This is a genomic window from Pedococcus sp. 5OH_020 (assembly GCF_027812955.1).
In the GTDB taxonomy this organism is placed as follows: domain Bacteria; phylum Actinomycetota; class Actinomycetes; order Actinomycetales; family Dermatophilaceae; genus Pedococcus.
The window spans coordinates 93,283-108,751 of sequence record NZ_JAPYZV010000002.1 but is presented as its reverse complement, the minus strand read 5'-3'; the positions used below and the strand labels follow the sequence as shown (position 1 = coordinate 108,751).

The 15,469-nt window shown below is 70.0% G+C and carries 18 protein-coding genes and 1 tRNA gene; 11 read left to right on the top strand and 8 right to left on the bottom strand.

Annotated elements, in window-relative coordinates; all coding sequences use genetic code 11:
• Nucleotides 1-10 precede the first annotated feature (10 nt).
• The 3 genes from PHA84_RS03975 (at nt 11) to PHA84_RS03965 (ending at nt 996) form a co-directional block, all read left to right on the top strand.
• Nucleotides 11-334 (top strand): hypothetical protein, encoded by a 324-nt coding sequence (locus PHA84_RS03975; RefSeq protein WP_270886802.1) that lies wholly within the window; start codon nt 11-13, stop codon nt 332-334.
• Between the two features lie 73 nt (nt 335-407).
• Nucleotides 408-480, top strand: a tRNA-Thr gene (locus PHA84_RS03970).
• 69 nt (nt 481-549) lie between these two features.
• A complete protein-coding gene (locus PHA84_RS03965; RefSeq protein ID WP_270886801.1) occupies nt 550-996 on the top strand; it encodes a group II truncated hemoglobin in 447 nt (148 codons plus the stop codon).
• Between the two features lie 78 nt (nt 997-1,074).
• Here PHA84_RS03965 and PHA84_RS03960 read toward each other — a convergent pair whose 3' ends face one another.
• Together PHA84_RS03960 and PHA84_RS03955 are read right to left on the bottom strand one after the other, a co-directional pair.
• The gene (locus PHA84_RS03960) at nt 1,075-1,308 is read right to left on the bottom strand and encodes a hypothetical protein (RefSeq protein WP_270886800.1); all 234 of its coding nucleotides are present in this window, start codon (nt 1,306-1,308) and stop codon (nt 1,075-1,077) included.
• A gap of 97 nt (nt 1,309-1,405) precedes the next feature.
• Nucleotides 1,406-1,822 (bottom strand): RidA family protein, encoded by a 417-nt coding sequence (locus PHA84_RS03955; protein WP_270886799.1) that lies wholly within the window; start codon nt 1,820-1,822, stop codon nt 1,406-1,408.
• Nucleotides 1,823-1,904: 82 nt separating this feature from the next.
• Between PHA84_RS03955 and PHA84_RS03950 the strand changes: the two genes are divergently transcribed.
• From PHA84_RS03950 to PHA84_RS03920, 7 genes are read left to right on the top strand one after another with little or no spacing between them, the layout of a single operon-like run.
• Complete coding sequence (locus PHA84_RS03950) at nt 1,905-2,744, top strand: fumarylacetoacetate hydrolase family protein (RefSeq protein WP_270886798.1); 840 nt, start codon at nt 1,905-1,907, stop codon at nt 2,742-2,744.
• On the top strand, nt 2,741-3,217 hold the full coding sequence (locus PHA84_RS03945; RefSeq protein ID WP_270886797.1) for a cupin domain-containing protein: 477 nt from the start codon (nt 2,741-2,743) through the stop codon (nt 3,215-3,217). The genes PHA84_RS03950 and PHA84_RS03945 overlap by 4 nt, the downstream gene beginning before the upstream one ends.
• Nucleotides 3,214-4,152, top strand: a complete 939-nt coding sequence (locus PHA84_RS03940; protein ID WP_270886796.1) for an acyl-CoA thioesterase — start codon at nt 3,214-3,216, stop codon at nt 4,150-4,152. Before PHA84_RS03945 ends, PHA84_RS03940 begins: the two co-directional genes overlap by 4 nt.
• 1 nt (nt 4,153) lies before the next feature.
• A complete protein-coding gene (locus tag PHA84_RS03935) occupies nt 4,154-5,875 on the top strand; it encodes an AMP-binding protein (protein ID WP_270886795.1) in 1,722 nt (573 codons plus the stop codon).
• Nucleotides 5,872-8,430 carry a bifunctional salicylyl-CoA 5-hydroxylase/oxidoreductase gene (locus tag PHA84_RS03930; RefSeq protein ID WP_270886794.1) on the top strand — a complete coding sequence of 853 codons (2,559 nt, stop codon included), beginning with the start codon at nt 5,872-5,874 and terminating at the stop codon, nt 8,428-8,430. Before PHA84_RS03935 ends, PHA84_RS03930 begins: the two co-directional genes overlap by 4 nt.
• A gap of 10 nt (nt 8,431-8,440) precedes the next feature.
• Nucleotides 8,441-8,863: an acyl-CoA thioesterase gene (locus PHA84_RS03925; protein ID WP_270886793.1), complete on the top strand. Its 423-nt coding sequence runs from the start codon at nt 8,441-8,443 to the stop codon at nt 8,861-8,863.
• Nucleotides 8,863-9,234: a glyoxalase superfamily protein gene (locus PHA84_RS03920; RefSeq protein WP_270886792.1), complete on the top strand. Its 372-nt coding sequence runs from the start codon at nt 8,863-8,865 to the stop codon at nt 9,232-9,234. The genes PHA84_RS03925 and PHA84_RS03920 overlap by 1 nt, the downstream gene beginning before the upstream one ends.
• Here the strand turns inward: PHA84_RS03920 and PHA84_RS03915 are convergent.
• The 6 genes from PHA84_RS03915 to ligD all read right to left on the bottom strand — a co-directional run bounded on the left by PHA84_RS03915 (nt 9,173) and on the right by ligD (nt 14,080).
• On the bottom strand, nt 9,173-9,838 hold the full coding sequence (locus PHA84_RS03915; RefSeq protein WP_270886791.1) for a hypothetical protein: 666 nt from the start codon (nt 9,836-9,838) through the stop codon (nt 9,173-9,175). The genes PHA84_RS03920 and PHA84_RS03915 overlap by 62 nt on opposite strands.
• Before the next feature lie 56 nt (nt 9,839-9,894).
• The gene (locus tag PHA84_RS03910; protein WP_270886790.1) at nt 9,895-10,947 is read right to left on the bottom strand and encodes a sulfate/molybdate ABC transporter ATP-binding protein; all 1,053 of its coding nucleotides are present in this window, start codon (nt 10,945-10,947) and stop codon (nt 9,895-9,897) included.
• Nucleotides 10,944-11,735, bottom strand: a complete 792-nt coding sequence (locus tag PHA84_RS03905) for an ABC transporter permease (protein ID WP_270886789.1) — start codon at nt 11,733-11,735, stop codon at nt 10,944-10,946. The genes PHA84_RS03910 and PHA84_RS03905 overlap by 4 nt, the downstream gene beginning before the upstream one ends.
• A complete protein-coding gene (gene modA, locus PHA84_RS03900; protein WP_270886788.1) occupies nt 11,732-12,640 on the bottom strand; it encodes a molybdate ABC transporter substrate-binding protein in 909 nt (302 codons plus the stop codon). Before modA ends, PHA84_RS03905 begins: the two co-directional genes overlap by 4 nt.
• On the bottom strand, nt 12,637-13,041 hold the full coding sequence (locus PHA84_RS03895; RefSeq protein WP_270886787.1) for a TOBE domain-containing protein: 405 nt from the start codon (nt 13,039-13,041) through the stop codon (nt 12,637-12,639). The genes modA and PHA84_RS03895 overlap by 4 nt, the downstream gene beginning before the upstream one ends.
• A 64-nt stretch (nt 13,042-13,105) precedes the next feature.
• Nucleotides 13,106-14,080, bottom strand: a complete 975-nt coding sequence (ligD, locus tag PHA84_RS03890; RefSeq protein WP_270886786.1) for a non-homologous end-joining DNA ligase — start codon at nt 14,078-14,080, stop codon at nt 13,106-13,108.
• A gap of 55 nt (nt 14,081-14,135) precedes the next feature.
• On the opposite strand from ligD, the gene gabT reads away from it, so the two are divergent.
• Complete coding sequence (gene gabT / locus PHA84_RS03885; RefSeq protein WP_270886785.1) at nt 14,136-15,467, top strand: 4-aminobutyrate--2-oxoglutarate transaminase; 1,332 nt, start codon at nt 14,136-14,138, stop codon at nt 15,465-15,467.
• Nucleotides 15,468-15,469: the final 2 nt, after the last annotated feature.

Genomic DNA, 15,469 nt, shown 5'->3' with positions numbered 1-15,469 from the left:
GACGGGATGAATGAGACTCTTTCGCGGGCTCGGCGGAGGCCTTCTGTGGATCCTGGGCGCTGTCGTCGGGCTCGTCGGTGCGGTGCTCTGCGTGACGGTCATTCTCTTGCCGCTCGGCATCCCCGTCCTGCGTCTGGCGGGGCGCATGATGCGAGGCGCGGTGCAGCTGATGCTTCCGCGGGCGATCAGCCACCCGGTGGAGGAGCTGGGTAAGGCCGGTCGAGCGAAGGCCGATGAGAGTCGCAGAGCAGCACGCAGGGCCAGGAAGGTCACCAGCAAGGCCAGGAGGGGCACAAGGAAGCGCGCGCGTCGCCTGCGCAAGAAGGTGGGCTGACCGTCACGCCGCCAGAGCCCTGGGACTCGCCGCGCCGGTAACATCTCGACGGTCCGCGCACTCCTGCGCAGATGCCGGTGTGGCGCAATTGGCAGCGCACTCGCCTTGTAAGCGAGTGGTTACGGGTTCGAGTCCCGTCACCGGCTCATCGCGACGGGCTCAAGTCGACCGCAGCAGTGGTTCCGAAGTGCACCCCGAGGCTGGACCATAGGGATATGGAGAGTGTGTACGAGGCCGCCGGGGGCGCAGCAGGCCTACGTCGACTGGCTGAGGCCTGGCACTGTCGGGTCATGGCGGACGAGGTGGTTAGCCATGCCTTCAGCCACGGCTTCGACCCTGCGCATACCGAGCGCCTGGCGGCCTACTGGGTGGAGGCCCTTGGTGGTCCAGCCACCTACTCGCGGTCATACGGCGACGAGACCTCGGTGGTGCGGCTGCACAGTGGCAACGGGGTGCACGAGGAGATGGACCGCCGGGCCATCGCATGCTTCGACGAGGCTCTGACGGACGTGGGTCTGTCCGACGACCCGGTGCGCGCGGTGCTGCATGACTACTTCGCGTGGGCGACCACGACGACCCTGTCCCGTTACCACCGTTCTCCCGACGACGTGCCGGCGGGCCTGAGCATCCCTGCCTGGTCATGGGATGGACTGCAAGCCTGAGGCCACGGCCTCCATGCCTGAGCCCGCGTCGCGGACCCCTGGCTACTCCTCGTACGACGCGGCGTACTACGTCTGGTACTACTCGTCGTCGTCGTCGTCCTCGTCGTCACTGGCTCGGAGCCGGTCCTGCTCGGCGTCGGCGCTCCCCACGGGCACTCCGTCGTCCGTCTGCTCCGCACCGGTGCCGGCCGTGGTGAACCCACCGTCGTCTCCGTCGCCCCCGAGCCGGCTGTCCTGGTCGTCATCGGACGCGAGGCCCGACACGGCCGCTGCCGCGGGGATCGCCGGACCTCCGCCTGGCTGACTCGTCATGGTTCCTCCTCTGGGTCAGGTCCCCTCTGGTCGGGTCCCCTGCCCCTGCAAGTACCCCGTCCGGCCACTCTCCATGCCGATCGACGCACCTTGCCGATCAGCTCACTACGGCGAGGCGCTCGTCGGGGATGACGGCGACGCCGAGGACCTCGATCAGCGCCTCCGGCTGCCACAGGGCCGTGCAGCCGATGCCTGCCATCGCGGGGTAGACCGGGCCGGCCAGCTCGCGCCATACGGCACCGATCTCGCGGCCGTGCGCCTGGTAGTCAGGGATATCGGTGAGGTAGATCGTGATGCTCACCAGGTCCTCGGGGACGCCCCCGGCCTCCCGGAGCGTGGTGAGCACGTTGGCGAACGCCTGCCGGAACTGTTCGACGATGCCGCCCGGAACGATCCGCAGGTCCTTGTCCAGGGCCGTCTGGCCGCCCAGGTACAGGGTGTTGCCGCTCAAGGTGCCGTGCGAGTAGCCGCTGGGCGCCGACAGCGAAGCGGGGTTGATCGCTATGGGTGACATGGCACTCCTCAGGTGGGTCGTGGCTATTGACTATACGTGACGGTCGTGAAAAAGTCGCTATGAACCTACGGGAAGGCGTGCCATGCGACTGGCATCGGTAAGGACACCGGATGGTGGCGCGCAGGCCGCGGTGCTCGACGGCGAGTCATGGCGCGGGCTACCCGCCGAGGACCTGTCCCAGCTGTTTCGACTGCCGGACTGGCGCGCTGCCGCAGCGGAGCCGGGCGATGCCCTTCCGCGCGCCGAGCCTGTGAACCCCGTTCCGTCGCCGGGGAAGGTCATCTGCTGTGGCCTCAACTACGCCGAGCACATCGCCGAGCTGGGTCGCGAGCTCCCGAAGTTCCCCACGCTGTTCGCGAAGTTCGCCGACACACTGACAGGCCCGTCGGACGAGATCGCTCTGCCCGCAGACGTCGACGTGGACTGGGAGGCAGAGCTCGCAGTGGTCGTCGGGCGCCGCCTACGGGGTGCCTGCGAGCGGGAGGCCCGCGAAGCAATCGCCGGCTACACCGTCGCGAACGACATCTCGGTGCGTGACTGGCAGGCCCGGACGCTGCAGTGGTTCCAGGGCAAGGCGTGGGACAGGACGACCCCGGTCGGCCCCGTCGTCGTCACCCCGGACGAGCTCGACCCCGAAGCCGGCGTCGAGGTCACCTGCGAGGTGAACGGTCAGCGGATGCAGCAGGGCAACACCAGGACGCTGGTGTTCGGTGCATCCGCACTCCTCGCGTACATCTCGGAGTTCACCGTCCTGCGACCGGGTGACCTGGTGCTGACGGGGACGCCTGGAGGGGTGGGCCTGGGCATGACCCCGCCGCGGTTCCTGCGCGACGGCGAGGTCGTCCGCACGTCCGTCGACGGCATCGGCACCCTGCAGAACACGATCCGCACCCAGCCCACCGACAGAGGAGAGCACTCATGAACTTCGACGACTACACCCTCGAGGGCGACCCCACCCCCTGGGCCCTGCCGGACGGGACCATCGCACCTGTCGTGACCAAGGCCGGGCTGGAGGACGTGCAGACGATGGACTCCGGTGGCGCGATGCGGGTCTCCGGGGTCAGCAACCTGCACACACCCGCCCAGCGGCTCTGGTACGGCCGCGTCTCCAACGCGCCGGGGTTCCGTTCGGTGACCCATCACCATGGGGAGGCGGAGACCGGCGGCTACGTGCTTTCGGGGAAGGCGCGTATCTACTACGGCGAGGGCTTCACCAGCTACGTCGACATGGAGACCGGTGACTGGGTCTTCGTCCCTCCTTTCATGCCGCACGTCGAGTGCAACATGTCCACGGCAGAGGACCTCGTCTGGCTGACCACCCGCACGCCGGACAACATCGTCGTGAACCTGGCCGACGTCGAGGACGCCGCCCTCGAGGGCTTCCGGCGCTCATGACTCCCACCGAGACCACCAGCGCCCGGGCGGGGACGTCCCAGATCCTGACCGATGCCCTGCTGCTCACGGCCGCGGAGCCCGAACACTTCGACGAGGCCTGGACGGCCACGACGCAGTACTGCCCCTGGCCCAAGGCGTACGGGGGCGACATGGTCGCCCAGGCGACGGTCGCAGCGATCCGCTCGGTGGCGCAGGACCGGATGCTGCACTCGATGCACAGCTACTTCCTGCGTCCCGTCGACATTGGCGCCGAGGTCCGCTATGAAGTCGAGCGGCTACGAGACGGTCGCGGCTACTCCAGCCGACAGGTGCGCGCCTTCCAGGCAGGCAAGCCGGTCTACGTAGCCCTGGCCTCCTTCCACGTACCCGAGGGCGGCGGGGACTTCGCCGCAGCCCGGCCGTCGCGCGTGCCGGAGCCCGAGTCGCTGCCCAGCTCGGCCACCTATCTGGAGTCCTGCCAGCCCGGTACGGCGCAGGCGGGCACGATGACCGAGGAGTCGCGGCAGTACTGGTCGGGTGGCCGCAGCTTCGACATGCGCCATGTCCCCGGACCTGTCTATGTACGGGTGGAGGGCGAGCGGGTGCCCAGTCAAGCGGTATGGCTCAGGCCGTTCGACGCGCTGCGTCCGGTGCAGGGTCTGGCCCCGGCGCAGCTGGCGCAGGCCGCGCTCGCCTACGCATGCGACTACACGATCCTCGAGCCGGTGCTCCGGACTCTCGGTCTCGCCTGGGCGGACCCCGGGCTGGTGACGGCGAGCCTGGACCACGCCATGTGGTTCCACCGCCCCTTCGCGATGGACGACTGGTTGCTCTACGCCCAGCAGGCCGCCAGCGCCAGCGCCGGACGTGGCCTGGGGCTCGGGCGCTTCTTCGCCAGGGACGGCGTCCACGTCGCCACCGTCGCCCAAGAGGGCCTGATCCGCGGAGGGCAGTGACATGGCGCATACCGACCTCGGGCTGAGCCCTTCTGCACACGTCGACACGTTCACCCGCGACTCGCTACCGCCTAGGGACCTCTGGCCGACTCTGGAGTTCACGCTCCCCGAGCTGCAGCACCCTGACCGGCTCAACGCCGCGACGTGGCTGCTCGACGACACGATCGCACGGCTCGGTGCCGACCGGCCGGCCCTGGCCGGCCCCGACGGCACGACCTGGACCTACGGGGACGTCCAGCGGCGGGCGAACCAGGTGGCCCAGGTGCTCGTCGAGGACCTCGGCCTCGTGCCGGGTCAGCGCGTTCTGCTTCGCGCGCCGAACAACCCCTGGGTCGTCGCCTGCTGGTTCGGAGCCCTGAAGGCCGGCGCCGTCGTGGTGACCACGATGGCGGCGCTGCGCGCGGTGGAGATCGGGCCCATCGTGGCAGCCTCGAAGCCCTCCGTGGCGCTGGTCGACCATCGGTTCGCCGACGATCTGTATGCCGTGCGGGAGAGCGACGCGCCTGACCTGACCGTGGTCCCCTTCGGGGCATCCGACGCCGGCGACCTCACTCAGCGTTGCGAGGGCAAGTCAGGCCAGTTCACCGCGGTGGCCACCGCTGCTGACGATGTCGCCCTGCTCGGACCGACGTCCGGCACCACAGGGGTCCCCAAGCTGACCATGCACTTCCACCGGGACATCGCCTCCATCGCGGAGACCTTCGGTCGGCACCTCGTCCGGCTGCGACCTGACGACGTGGTGGCCTGCACCGCGCCACTGGCCTTCACGTTCGGCCTCGGCGCGCTGGTGGTGTTCCCGTTCCGAGCGGGTGCCAGCTCCCTGCTCACCGAGAAGGCCACGCCGCCGGAGCTTGCCACACTGGTGCAGGAGCGTCAGGTGACGGCCTTGTTCACCGCTCCCACGGCATACCGCGCGATCGTTCTGGACGGGCTGGCGCCGAAGCTGGCAAGCGTCCGGACCGCGGTGTCGGCCGGCGAGCATCTCACCCCCGAGACGTGGCAGGCCGTCCACGACCAGGCGGGGCTATCCATCGTCGACGGCATCGGCTCCACCGAGCTGCTGCATGTCTTCGTGTCGGCTCACGACGCCGACATCCGGCGTGGCGCCACGGGGAAGGCGGTGCCGGGCTTCAGAGCGACCATCCTCGACGCGGACGGCAACGAAGCGGGACCGGACGAGTCCGGTCGGCTGGCCGTGATCGGTCCCACCGGATGCCGGTACCTGAACGACGAGCGGCAGCACGCATACGTCTGTAACGGCTGGAACGTCACGGGCGACACGTTCACCCGGGATGCCGACGGGTACTTCTACTACCAGGCGCGCTCGGACAGCATGATCGTCTCCTCCGGCTACAACATCGGGGGTCCCGAGGTGGAAGCCGCGATCGACCAGCACCCCGACGTGGCGGAGTGCGCCGTCGTGGGCCGTCCGGACCCCGACCGGGGCTCGGTCGTCTGCGCCTTCGTCGTGCTCCGTCCGGGGGTGGCGGCCGACGATGCGAAGGCCAAGGAGCTCCAGGACTTCGTGAAGTCCCGCATCGCGCCCTACAAGTACCCGCGCGACGTCCGCTTCGTCGACACCCTTCCGCGCAACCCCAGCGGGAAGCTGCAGCACTTCAAGCTGCGGCAGCAGCTGAACGACGAGCCCAGCAAACTGCGGCAGCAGCTGAACGACGAGCCCAGCAAGCCGCCCCAGCAGGCACCCAGAGAGGCCCAGCAGTGAAGATCGCAGTCATCGGTGGAGGACCCGGAGGCCTGTACTTCGCGGCGTTGATGAAGCAGCTCGACCCCGCGCACGAGGTCGACGTGTGGGAGCGCAACGCGGCCCACGACACCTTCGGCTTCGGGGTCGTCTTCTCCGACGAGACCCTCGGCGGTATCGCCAACGCCGACGAGCGGATCGCTGAGCAGATGGCCGACCGCTTCGCGCGCTGGACGGACATCGACATCCATTTCCGCGGGGAGCGGCACACCGTCGGCGGCCAGGGGTTCGCCGCGATGAGCCGCAAGGAGCTGTTGTCGCTGCTGCAGGCCCGTTGCGCGGAGCTGGGGGTGAGCGTGCACTTCTCCACGGTGGCTCCCGATGTGGAGGTGCTGCGCAGGGACTACGACCTCGTCCTGGCAGCCGACGGCGTGAACTCCCAAGTGCGGCAACGGTATGCCGACCGGTTCGCCCCGAGCCTCGACCGCCGTCACAACAAGTTCATGTGGCTGGGGACGGACCTGGTCTTCGAGGCCTTCCAGTTCTACGTCAAGCAGACCCCGTGGGGCACCATGCAGATCCACGGGTACCCGTACTCGGACGAGGGGTCCACCTTCATCGTGGAGATGCACGAGGACGTCTGGCGTCGTGCGGGCTTCGATGCGATGGAGGACCGGGAGCTCCCGCCGGGAGTGTCCGACGACGACGCCATCGCGCGCGTGGCGGAGATCTTCGCGGAGGAGCTCGGTGGACATGCAGTGCTGTCCAACAACTCCAAGTGGCTGAGCTTCACGACCGTCCGCAACGAGCGCTGGCACGACGGCAACGTCGTCCTGCTGGGCGACGCTGCCCATACGGCACACTTCTCGATCGGCTCGGGGACCAAGCTGGCCATGGAGGACGCGCTCGCCCTTGCCGCCTGCCTGCACGAGCATCCCGGCCTGGACGAGGCACTCACCGCATACGAGGTCGAGCGACGTCCCGTCGTCGAGTCGACGCAGCGGGCCGCGCAGGCGTCGCTGGAGTGGTTCGAGAACATCGGGCTCTACGCCGAGCAGGAGCCGACCCAGTTCTGTTTCAACCTGTTAACCCGTTCCCGACGCATCACCTACGACAACCTCAAGTCGCGTGACGAGCAGTTCGCGGCAACCGTCGAGGAGGCGTTCGCACAGGCCCAGGGGGTGCCGTCCGTGGCGCCGGCGATGTTCCAGCCGACCCGGATCGGCTCGATGGAGCTGAAGAACCGCGTGGTCGTCTCGCCCATGGACATGTACTCGGCGGTCGACGGGATGCCCGGCGACTTCCACCTCGTCCATCTGGGGTCGAAGGCGCTGGGTGGCGCAGGCCTGGTCATGACGGAGATGGTCTGCGTGTCGCCAGAGGGCAGGATCACTCCGGGCTGCACGGGCTTGTGGACGGACGAGCACCGCGACTCCTGGGGCCGGGTGGTGGACTTCGTCCACTCGAACAGCACCGCGCGGATCGGGCTCCAGCTCGGCCACTCGGGCCGCAAAGGGTCGACCCGGCTGATGTGGGAGGGCATGGACGAACCTCTCGAGAGCGGGAACTGGGAGGTCGTGGGGCCATCGGCTCTGCCGTACGGGCCTGGCTGCCATGTGCCTCGAGAGCTGGGCCGGGCCGCCCTCGACGGCATCCGGCGCGACTTCGTCGAGGCGGCCCGGCGCGGGGCGGAGGCCGGTTTCGACCTGCTGGAGCTGCACTGCGCGCACGGCTATCTGCTGTCGTCCTTCCTCTCGCCCATCTCGAACCACCGGACCGACGAGTACGGCGGTGACCTCGAGGGGCGACTGCGCTTCCCGTTGGAGGTCTTCGACGCAGTGCGTGCCGAGTGGCCTTCGGACCGGCCGCTGACCGTGCGCATCTCGGCGACGGACTGGGCTCCGGACGGCAACGACGAGCACGACGCCGTGGAGATCGCCCGGGCGTTCGTAGCCCATGGCGCCGATGCGATCGACGTGTCGTCCGGCCAGGTGACGAAGGACGAGCAGCCCGCGTTCGGCCGTTCGTACCAGACTCCCTTCGCGGATCGGATCCGTCACGAGGTCGCTGCGCGGGCGGGCGTGGCGGTCATCGCGGTGGGTGCCATCTCCTCGTACGACGACGTCAACTCCATCCTGCTGGCCGGTCGCGCCGACCTGTGCGCGCTAGGGCGGTCCCACCTCTACGACCCGCAGTGGACCCTGCACGCGGCCGCCGAGCAGGAGTTCGTCGGAGCCGCGGCCCAGTGGCCGTCGCCGTTCGCGGCCGGCCGTCGGCGGCCACCGACGGCCAGGACGGATGCAGTCCGCCCTCGCCTGTCGCTCGTCACGCAGCGGGAGCCGGACGGGCCACCCACCCACGTCCGGTGGACGCCCGGCGCTGCAGCGGGCGGCGGCGACTCCGCCGCTCGCTCAGCGACCGGAGCCGGTGTCCGAGCCCGTTTCCCAGGCGGTGTCCGAGCCGGAGTCGGAGGCGGCGTGGGAACCGGAGTCGGAGGCGAAGTTGGAACCGGTGGCGCCCCGGAGGAGGCGAAGTCTTCCGCCCAGCGCCCTCAGGCCCCCACGCCGGTGGCCTGAGGTGGCCGAGATGTCAGCCGCTGTCGGGACCTTCGAGGGCAGGGTGGAGTGGATGGACACCGATGCCTCGGGTCATCACCACAACACGGCAGTCGTGCGGTTCGTCGAGTCGGCGGAGGCGGCGCTGGTCCGTGGCGCCGGCCTCACGGGGTACTTCGCCTCCGCTCCACGCGTGCGGTACGAGGTCGACTTCGAGTCGCGGCTGTGGTTCGGCCAGCGGGTCGTCGCTACGGTGAGGGTGGACAGCGTGGGCCGGACCTCACTCACCTTCGTCTTCGAGGTCTGGGGACAGGAGCACGGCGGCCGGCCCCGCGTACGGGCGGCACGCGGGCGGTTCGTCACAGTGCACGTCCCGGCCGGCTCCGACGCCGCCCAGCCCTGGCCGCAGGAGTGGATCGCAGCACTGGGACTCACCGACGAGAGGAAACCCTGATGGACTTCAAGATCGAGCTGGTCCCTCTGCCGGTCGCCGACGTGGACCGCGCCAAGGGCTTCTACGTCGACAAGGTGGGCTGGGCCGCCGACTTCGACACGACCGTCCACGAGGGGCTTCGCTTCGTGCAGATCACGCCGCCGGGTTCGGCGTGTTCCGTCTGCTTCGGCGAGGGCCTCGACATGCTCCCCGAGGGTTCGTCGCAGTTCATCCAGGTGGTGGTGGCGGACGCCGACGCGGCGCTCGCCTACCTGAAGGATCGCGGCGTCGCCTGCGACGGCGTGCAGGAGCTGGCGTGGGGACGGTTCGTCACGTTCGCCGATCCGGACGGAAACCGCTGGGCCCTCCAGCAGCTTCCTCCACGGGGCTGACCCTCGCTCGGCGGACCGACCGTCCACGCAGGAGCACGCCGGCCAGGAGCGCCCCCAGAGTTCCGAGAGCCTCGTCCCCGAGTGTGTCCTGGTACGCGGTGTCCAGCTCGGTGCCGTGACGGATGAAGGTGTACCACTCGCCGAGCTCCCAGCCGATGGCCAGGATGGCGCCCAGCCCGGTGACGAGCAGGACGCGGCTCCAACGGGCGCTGAGACCGCTCACGAGCAGCATCCCGAGGCCGCCGCACAGCAGGGCCCAGTTGACGAAGTGGTTGAGGTCGTCCCACCACACGACGCTGTCGTAGAGGTCCAGCGTGTTCCCCGTGACGTCGACCAGGAACGGCGCCATGACCAGGGTGAAAGCGTCCCAAGGAGCCTGCCGCCACGCCTCACGGTGGCGGGGGGCGACGAACCAGCAGGCCGGCACCAGCAGCATGAGCAAGGGATAGGCGACCAGCCGGGCACCGAACGCCTTGCCCTCGAACTGGGACAGCCCGCTGGCGAAGGTCCCGAGGGCCAGCTGCGCAACGGTGATGGCGAGAAGGGCCGCAGCCGGCCACCAGCGAGCCTGCCGTCGGCGATCCCCCTGCCAATGCCGAGCCATGCCCGGATCATGCCCTACCGACCGTCGATGAGGCAGACCTCAGTGCGCGCGACTGCTCAGACTCCGTAGACCGCCACCTCGCTCGCCTTCACCGACAAGACGACGGGTGTGCCGGGGGCCAGGCCGAGCTCGGCCACGGCCGCGGGTGTCACATCTGCAGAGAGGTGGGGCGTGCGGACCCTGACCTGATGCCCATGCGGCTCCAGCTCGGTGACCTGTGCAGCGATGACGTTGCGCGGGCTGCCTTCCGGTGGTCGCCGGAAGACGCTCACCGCGCTGGGCGTGAAGACGGCTACGGCCTCCTGGCCCTCCTGGAGTGGCTCGTCGGTGAGGCCCTCGACCCGCAGCCCGGTGACGGTGACGACGCTCGTCCCCCGCGCGACCCCGCGGACGAGGTTGAGCCCGGCGATCCGCGCCGCGAAGGCGCTGGTGGGCCGCGTCAACACCTGCGACGTCGGCCCTTGTTCGATGACCCGCCCCCCTTCCACGACCGCGACGTCGTCGGCCAGCAGCACCGCGTCGAGGATGTCGTGCGTCACCAGGACGGTCGTCCGGTCCCGGAGCACCCGGCGCAGCAGCTGGCGCAATGCGGGCGCGGCGTCGACGTCCAGCGCGGACAGCGGCTCGTCGAGCAGGAGGAGCCGGGGCTGCGCCGCGAGGGCCCGCGCCAGGGCGACCCGTTGCGCCTGACCTCCGGAGAGCGCGGACGGCCTGCGACGGCCGAGGTCGACCCCGTCCACCTCGGCGAGCCACCGACGGGCTGCCTCCCGGGACTGCCCGCGCCGCATGCCGGTGCTGCGCGGGCCGAAGGCGACGTTGTCGCAGACCGAGAGGTGCGGGAACAGGCGAGCCTCCTGGGCGAGCAGGGCGACGCCCCGATCATGGGGAGGTACCCACTGGGAGCGCCCGGAGCCGCTGTCCGAGAACACCACTCGGTCATCGAGCCGGATCTCCCCGGACTCCGGACGTAGAAGTCCCGCGACGGCCGACAGGCTGCTGGACTTGCCTGCCCCGTTCGGTCCGAGGACAGCCAGCGTGCGGCCGCTGGCGACGTCGAGGACCAGGTCGAGGTCTCGATCCGGGAGCCGTATGGCGGCGTGCAGGCTCACAGGACCGTCCGGGAGCGTCTGGTGAGGGTGACGACGACCGTGGCAACGACGACCAGGACGAGGGATAGCGCCACTGCCGCCTGGGGATCGGTCTCGCGTTGGAGGTAGATCTCCAGCGGTAGCGTTCGTGTGACCCCCTGGAGGCTCCCCGCGAAGGTGATGGTGGCGCCGAACTCCCCCAGGGACCGGGCGAAGGCGAGCACCGCACCTGACGCGAGCCCTGGCAGGACCAGCGGGAGGGTCACCCGCAGGAAGACCGTGGTGGGCCGGGCTCCGAGCGTTGCGGCCACGTCCTCGTACCGTGTGCCTCCCGTACGCAGCGCTCCCTCCAGGCTCACCACGAGGAAGGGCAGTGCCACGAAGGTCTGCGCCAGCACCACGGCCGTCGTGGTGAACGCCACGTGCACGCCCAGCACCTCGAAGGTGTGGCCGAGCAGCCCGCGACGGCCGAAGGTGTACAGCAGCGCGATCCCGCCCACGACCGGGGGAAGTACGAGGGGAAGCAGCACGAGCGCCCGAGCGAGCGCTTGGCCGCGGAACTGCGCCCGCGCCAGCACCACGGCCATCGGCACGCCGAAGAGCACGCACAGGGCGGTACTCAGCAGGGACGTGCGAAGGCTGAGGCCCAGAGCGGCGACAGAGGACGGTGACGTGACCAGTGCCCCGAAGCGCCCCCACTCGATGCGCGTGAGCATCGACAGGAGTGGCAGCACGACGAACGCGCCGCCCACGAGGGCGGGAAGGAAGACCCATACCGGTAGCCCCAGGGGTCGTCGTCGTGCGGTCACTGCTGCGTCGTCGGCGGTCCGAAACCCGCAGCGGCCAGGATGCTCCGTCCCGGCTCACCGCTGACGGCGGCGACGAAGGCCTGGGCGAGGGCCGGGTCCCGGGTGTCCTTCAGGGCCGCGATCGGGTACGTGTTGACGGCCGAGGACGACTCCGGGAACGGCAGGCCTCTCACCGCCGCCCCAGCGCCCCTGACGTCGGTGACGTAGACGAGACCGGCGTCCGCCTCGCCGGTCGACACCTTGCCGAGCACGTCGGTCACGGACTGCTCCTCACTGACCGGCTTGATCGTCACGCCGGCGCTCGTCTGCACCTTCACGGCGGCCTGCCCGCACGGGACGACCGGCGCGCAGAGGACCACCTTGACTCCTGGCTTGGCGAGGTCCGCCAGCGAGGACACCTTTGCCGGGTTGCCGGCAGGCACTGCGATCTCCAGGGTGTTCGTGGCGAAGTCGACGGGTGCGCCCAGGGTCAGGGCGCCGGCGGTCGCCTTGGCCATGGTCGTGGTGTCTGCGGACGCGAAGACATCTGCGGGGGCCCCCTGCAGCAGCTGGGCGGCGAGGTCGGACGAGCCGGCGAAGCTGAACCTCACCGTCGTGCCCGGATGGGCGTCCTCCACCTCCGCCCCGATCTGCGTGAAGGTCTTCCTCAGCGAGGCGGCTGCGAAGACCGTGATGGTGCCCGACAGCGCTCGACCACCGCCGGCACCGGCGCCCTCGGTGACGGACCCAGACCGGGGGGAGACCGACGGCGAGCCGGGGGAGGCCCCGCCACTGCCGCCGTCCGAACGGGCTCCGTTGCCGCAGCCCGCCACGGCGAGCAGGACGACCGTCAGGGCGGTGAGGCACCGCGCCCCCGCCGCGCGACTCAGCCCCGCGCGCCACCGGGGCCGAGGCAGCGCGCTCATAGGGCGCCCTCAGGGGTCTCGACAATGACGGTGGTGGACTTGACCACCGCCACCGCTATCGACCCCAGCTCCAGGCCGAGGTCTCCGACGGCCTCGCTGCTCATCAGCGAGACGACCCTGAAAGGCCCGCACTGCAGCTCCACCTGCGCCATGACGGTGTCCCGCTTGATGTCCGTCACGAGGCCGACGAACCGGTTGCGGGCGGAGCGACCGACACCGGTGGGATCTACCGCCGTGCGGGCCTGCTCCCGGGCGAGCATAGCCACCTGGTAGCTGTCGACCACCTTGCGACCGCCACCGTCCTGCGAGGCGGGAAGGGCTCCGCTCTCGACCCACCGCCGTACCGTGTCGTCGCTGACCCCGAGGAACGTGCCGGCGTCGCGAATCCGTAACTGCGGCACAAGCGAAAGCATACGCCCGCACTTGCGGAACGGGAAGGTGCTCAACTGCGGGCCTGGGAGCCGGTCACTCGCCCTCGGAGGGATCCGGGGGGAGCTCGGCCCCCTCTCGTTCGTCCCGCTCGGCCCACTCGAGCAGGGGGTCGATCGCGTACACCGCCTCGTCGATGCCTGCGTGCAGGTCGCCGAGGTCGGCGTATCTCGCCGGAACGGTCGCGATGGTGAAGTCGCCGGGCGTGACCTCGTCGACCTCGTGCCAGCCGATGGGCGTCGAGACCGTCCCTTCGGGGTTCCCGCGGACGGAGTAGGCGCTGGCTATCGTGTGGTCGCGCGCGTTCTGGTTGTAGTCGACGAAGAGCGCCGCGGGGTCCCGGTCCTTGCGCCACCACGTCGTCGTGACGTCGTGCGGGGCCCGGCGCTCCACCTCTCGGGCGAAGGCGAGCGCCGCGCGGCGTACGTCCCTGAAGCCCCAGTCCGGCGCGATCCGCACGTAGATGTGCAGGCCGGAGCCGCCACTGGTCTTGGGCCAACCTTCGGCTCCGAGCTCGTCGAGCACCTCATGCGCCACGTGGGCAACTCGCTGGACCCGGCCCCACGGGCACTCCGGTCCCGGGTCCAGGTCGATCCGCCACTCGTCCGGCTTCTCCGTGTCGGCCCGCCGGCTGTTCCAGGGGTGGAACTCCACGGTGGACATCTGGACCGCCCAGATGACATGCGCCAGCTCGGTGACGCAGAGCTCGTCCGCCGTCCGGTTGTACCGGGGGAACTTGACCCGCACCGTCTCGAGCCAGGGTGGCGCGCCGTGGGGCACCCGCTTCTGGTGGACCTTCTCCCCGCCCACGCCCTCCGGAAACCGATGCATCATGCAGGGGCGCTCGCGCAGGGCGTTGACGATCCCGTCACCCACGGCGAGGTAGTAGTTGACGAGGTCGAGCTTCGTCTCCCCCCGCGCCGGGAAGTAGATCCGGTCGGGGTTGGAGATGCGGACGTCCCGCTCGCCCACCTCCACCTCTACCGCCGGTGAGCTCGCCTTGGCTGCCATGAGGGCCAACCTACGCACCGTGTGCTGCCTCGTCATCCGGCCGTATGCTCACACCATGCTCGAGCAGAAGCGCGTCCTGACCACCAGCATCCCCGGCCCGAAGTCCCAGGCCCTGCAGCAGCGCAAGCTCGCCGCTGTGTCCGCGGGAGTGGGGACGGGGCTTCCGGTCTACATCGAGCAGGCCGCGGGCGGCATCCTGCGGGACGTCGACGGCAACCAGCTCATCGACTTCGGCTCGGGCATCGCCGTGACGACGGTCGGCAACGGCAACCAGCGGGTCATCGACGCCGTCACCGCGCAGGCCAACGACTTCACGCACACGTGCTTCATGGTGACGCCGTACGAGGAGTACCTCCAGGTCGCGGAGGCGCTGGCCGAGGTCACGCCCGGCGACCACGAGAAGCGCTCGGCACTGTTCAACTCCGGCTCCGAAGCGGTCGAGAACGCCGTGAAGGTGGCTCGTCACTTCACCGGTCGGCAGGCAGTCGTGGCCTTCGACCACGCCTACCACGGGCGCACCAACCTGACCATGGGCCTGACCGCGAAGAGCATGCCGTACAAGCACCGCTTCGGACCGTTCGCGAGCGAGATCTACCGGGTGCAGATGGCCTACCCATACCGCTGGCCCACGGGGCCGGAGCGCTGCGCCGACGAGGCGTTCGACGCGTTCGTCGCCGACGTGCACGCGCAGGTGGGCGAGGACAACACCGCAGCGGTGATCATCGAGCCGATCCAGGGGGAGGGCGGGTTCATCGTCCCCGCGCCGGGCTTCCTCACCAAGGTCGCCGACTGGTGCCGCGACCACGGCATCCTCTTCGTCGCCGACGAGGTGCAGACGGGGTTCTGCCGCACCGGTGACTGGTTCGCCTGCGACCACGAGGGGGTCGTGCCGGACCTCGTCACCACGGCCAAGGGCATTGCCGGCGGCATGCCGCTCGCCGGGCTCACGGGTCGCGCGGACGTCATGGACGCCATCCACGTCGGTGGGCTCGGGGGGACCTACGGCGGCAACCCGGTCGCCTGCGCGTCCGCTCTGGCCGCGATCGAGACGATGAAGGCGGATGACCTGGCCGGTCGCGCACGTGCCGTGGAGGCGCTCTTCCGCCCGAGGCTGGAGGCCCTGGCCGACAAGTTCGGCGTCATCGGCGACCTTCGCGGGCGCGGCGCCATGCTGGCCGTGGAGCTCGTCAGTGACCTCGAGCGGAAGACGCCTGATGCCGACCTCACGTCCCGGGTGAACAAGGCCTGTCACGCGCAGGGTCTCGTCACACTGACCTGCGGCACCTTCGGCAACGTGTTCCGCTTCCTCCCGCCGCTGTCCGCAGGCGACGACCTTCTGTCCGAGGGGCTGGACATCCTCGAGGACGCGTTCGCGAAGTCCGTCTGACC

Excerpts from the sequence above, each read along its gene's own strand:
- PHA84_RS03965 (WP_270886801.1), top strand. The coding sequence starts at position 550 with ATGGAGAGTGTGTACGAGGCCGCCGGGGGCGCAGCAGGCCTACGTCGA.
- PHA84_RS03935 (WP_270886795.1), top strand. The coding sequence starts at position 4,154 with ATGGCGCATACCGACCTCGGGCTGAGCCCTTCTGCACACGTCGACACG.
- PHA84_RS03950 (WP_270886798.1), top strand. The coding sequence starts at position 1,905 with ATGCGACTGGCATCGGTAAGGACACCGGATGGTGGCGCGCAGGCCGCG.
- PHA84_RS03955 (WP_270886799.1), bottom strand. The coding sequence starts at position 1,822 with ATGTCACCCATAGCGATCAACCCCGCTTCGCTGTCGGCGCCCAGCGGC.
- PHA84_RS03915 (WP_270886791.1), bottom strand. The coding sequence starts at position 9,838 with ATGGCTCGGCATTGGCAGGGGGATCGCCGACGGCAGGCTCGCTGGTGG.
- PHA84_RS03925 (WP_270886793.1), top strand. The coding sequence starts at position 8,441 with ATGTCAGCCGCTGTCGGGACCTTCGAGGGCAGGGTGGAGTGGATGGAC.
- gabT (WP_270886785.1), top strand. The coding sequence starts at position 14,136 with ATGCTCGAGCAGAAGCGCGTCCTGACCACCAGCATCCCCGGCCCGAAG.
- PHA84_RS03960 (WP_270886800.1), bottom strand. The coding sequence starts at position 1,308 with ATGACGAGTCAGCCAGGCGGAGGTCCGGCGATCCCCGCGGCAGCGGCC.
- PHA84_RS03940 (WP_270886796.1), top strand. The coding sequence starts at position 3,214 with ATGACTCCCACCGAGACCACCAGCGCCCGGGCGGGGACGTCCCAGATC.
- PHA84_RS03920 (WP_270886792.1), top strand. The coding sequence starts at position 8,863 with ATGGACTTCAAGATCGAGCTGGTCCCTCTGCCGGTCGCCGACGTGGAC.
- ligD (WP_270886786.1), bottom strand. The coding sequence starts at position 14,080 with ATGGCAGCCAAGGCGAGCTCACCGGCGGTAGAGGTGGAGGTGGGCGAG.
- PHA84_RS03975 (WP_270886802.1), top strand. The coding sequence starts at position 11 with ATGAGACTCTTTCGCGGGCTCGGCGGAGGCCTTCTGTGGATCCTGGGC.
- modA (WP_270886788.1), bottom strand. The coding sequence starts at position 12,640 with ATGAGCGCGCTGCCTCGGCCCCGGTGGCGCGCGGGGCTGAGTCGCGCG.
- PHA84_RS03945 (WP_270886797.1), top strand. The coding sequence starts at position 2,741 with ATGAACTTCGACGACTACACCCTCGAGGGCGACCCCACCCCCTGGGCC.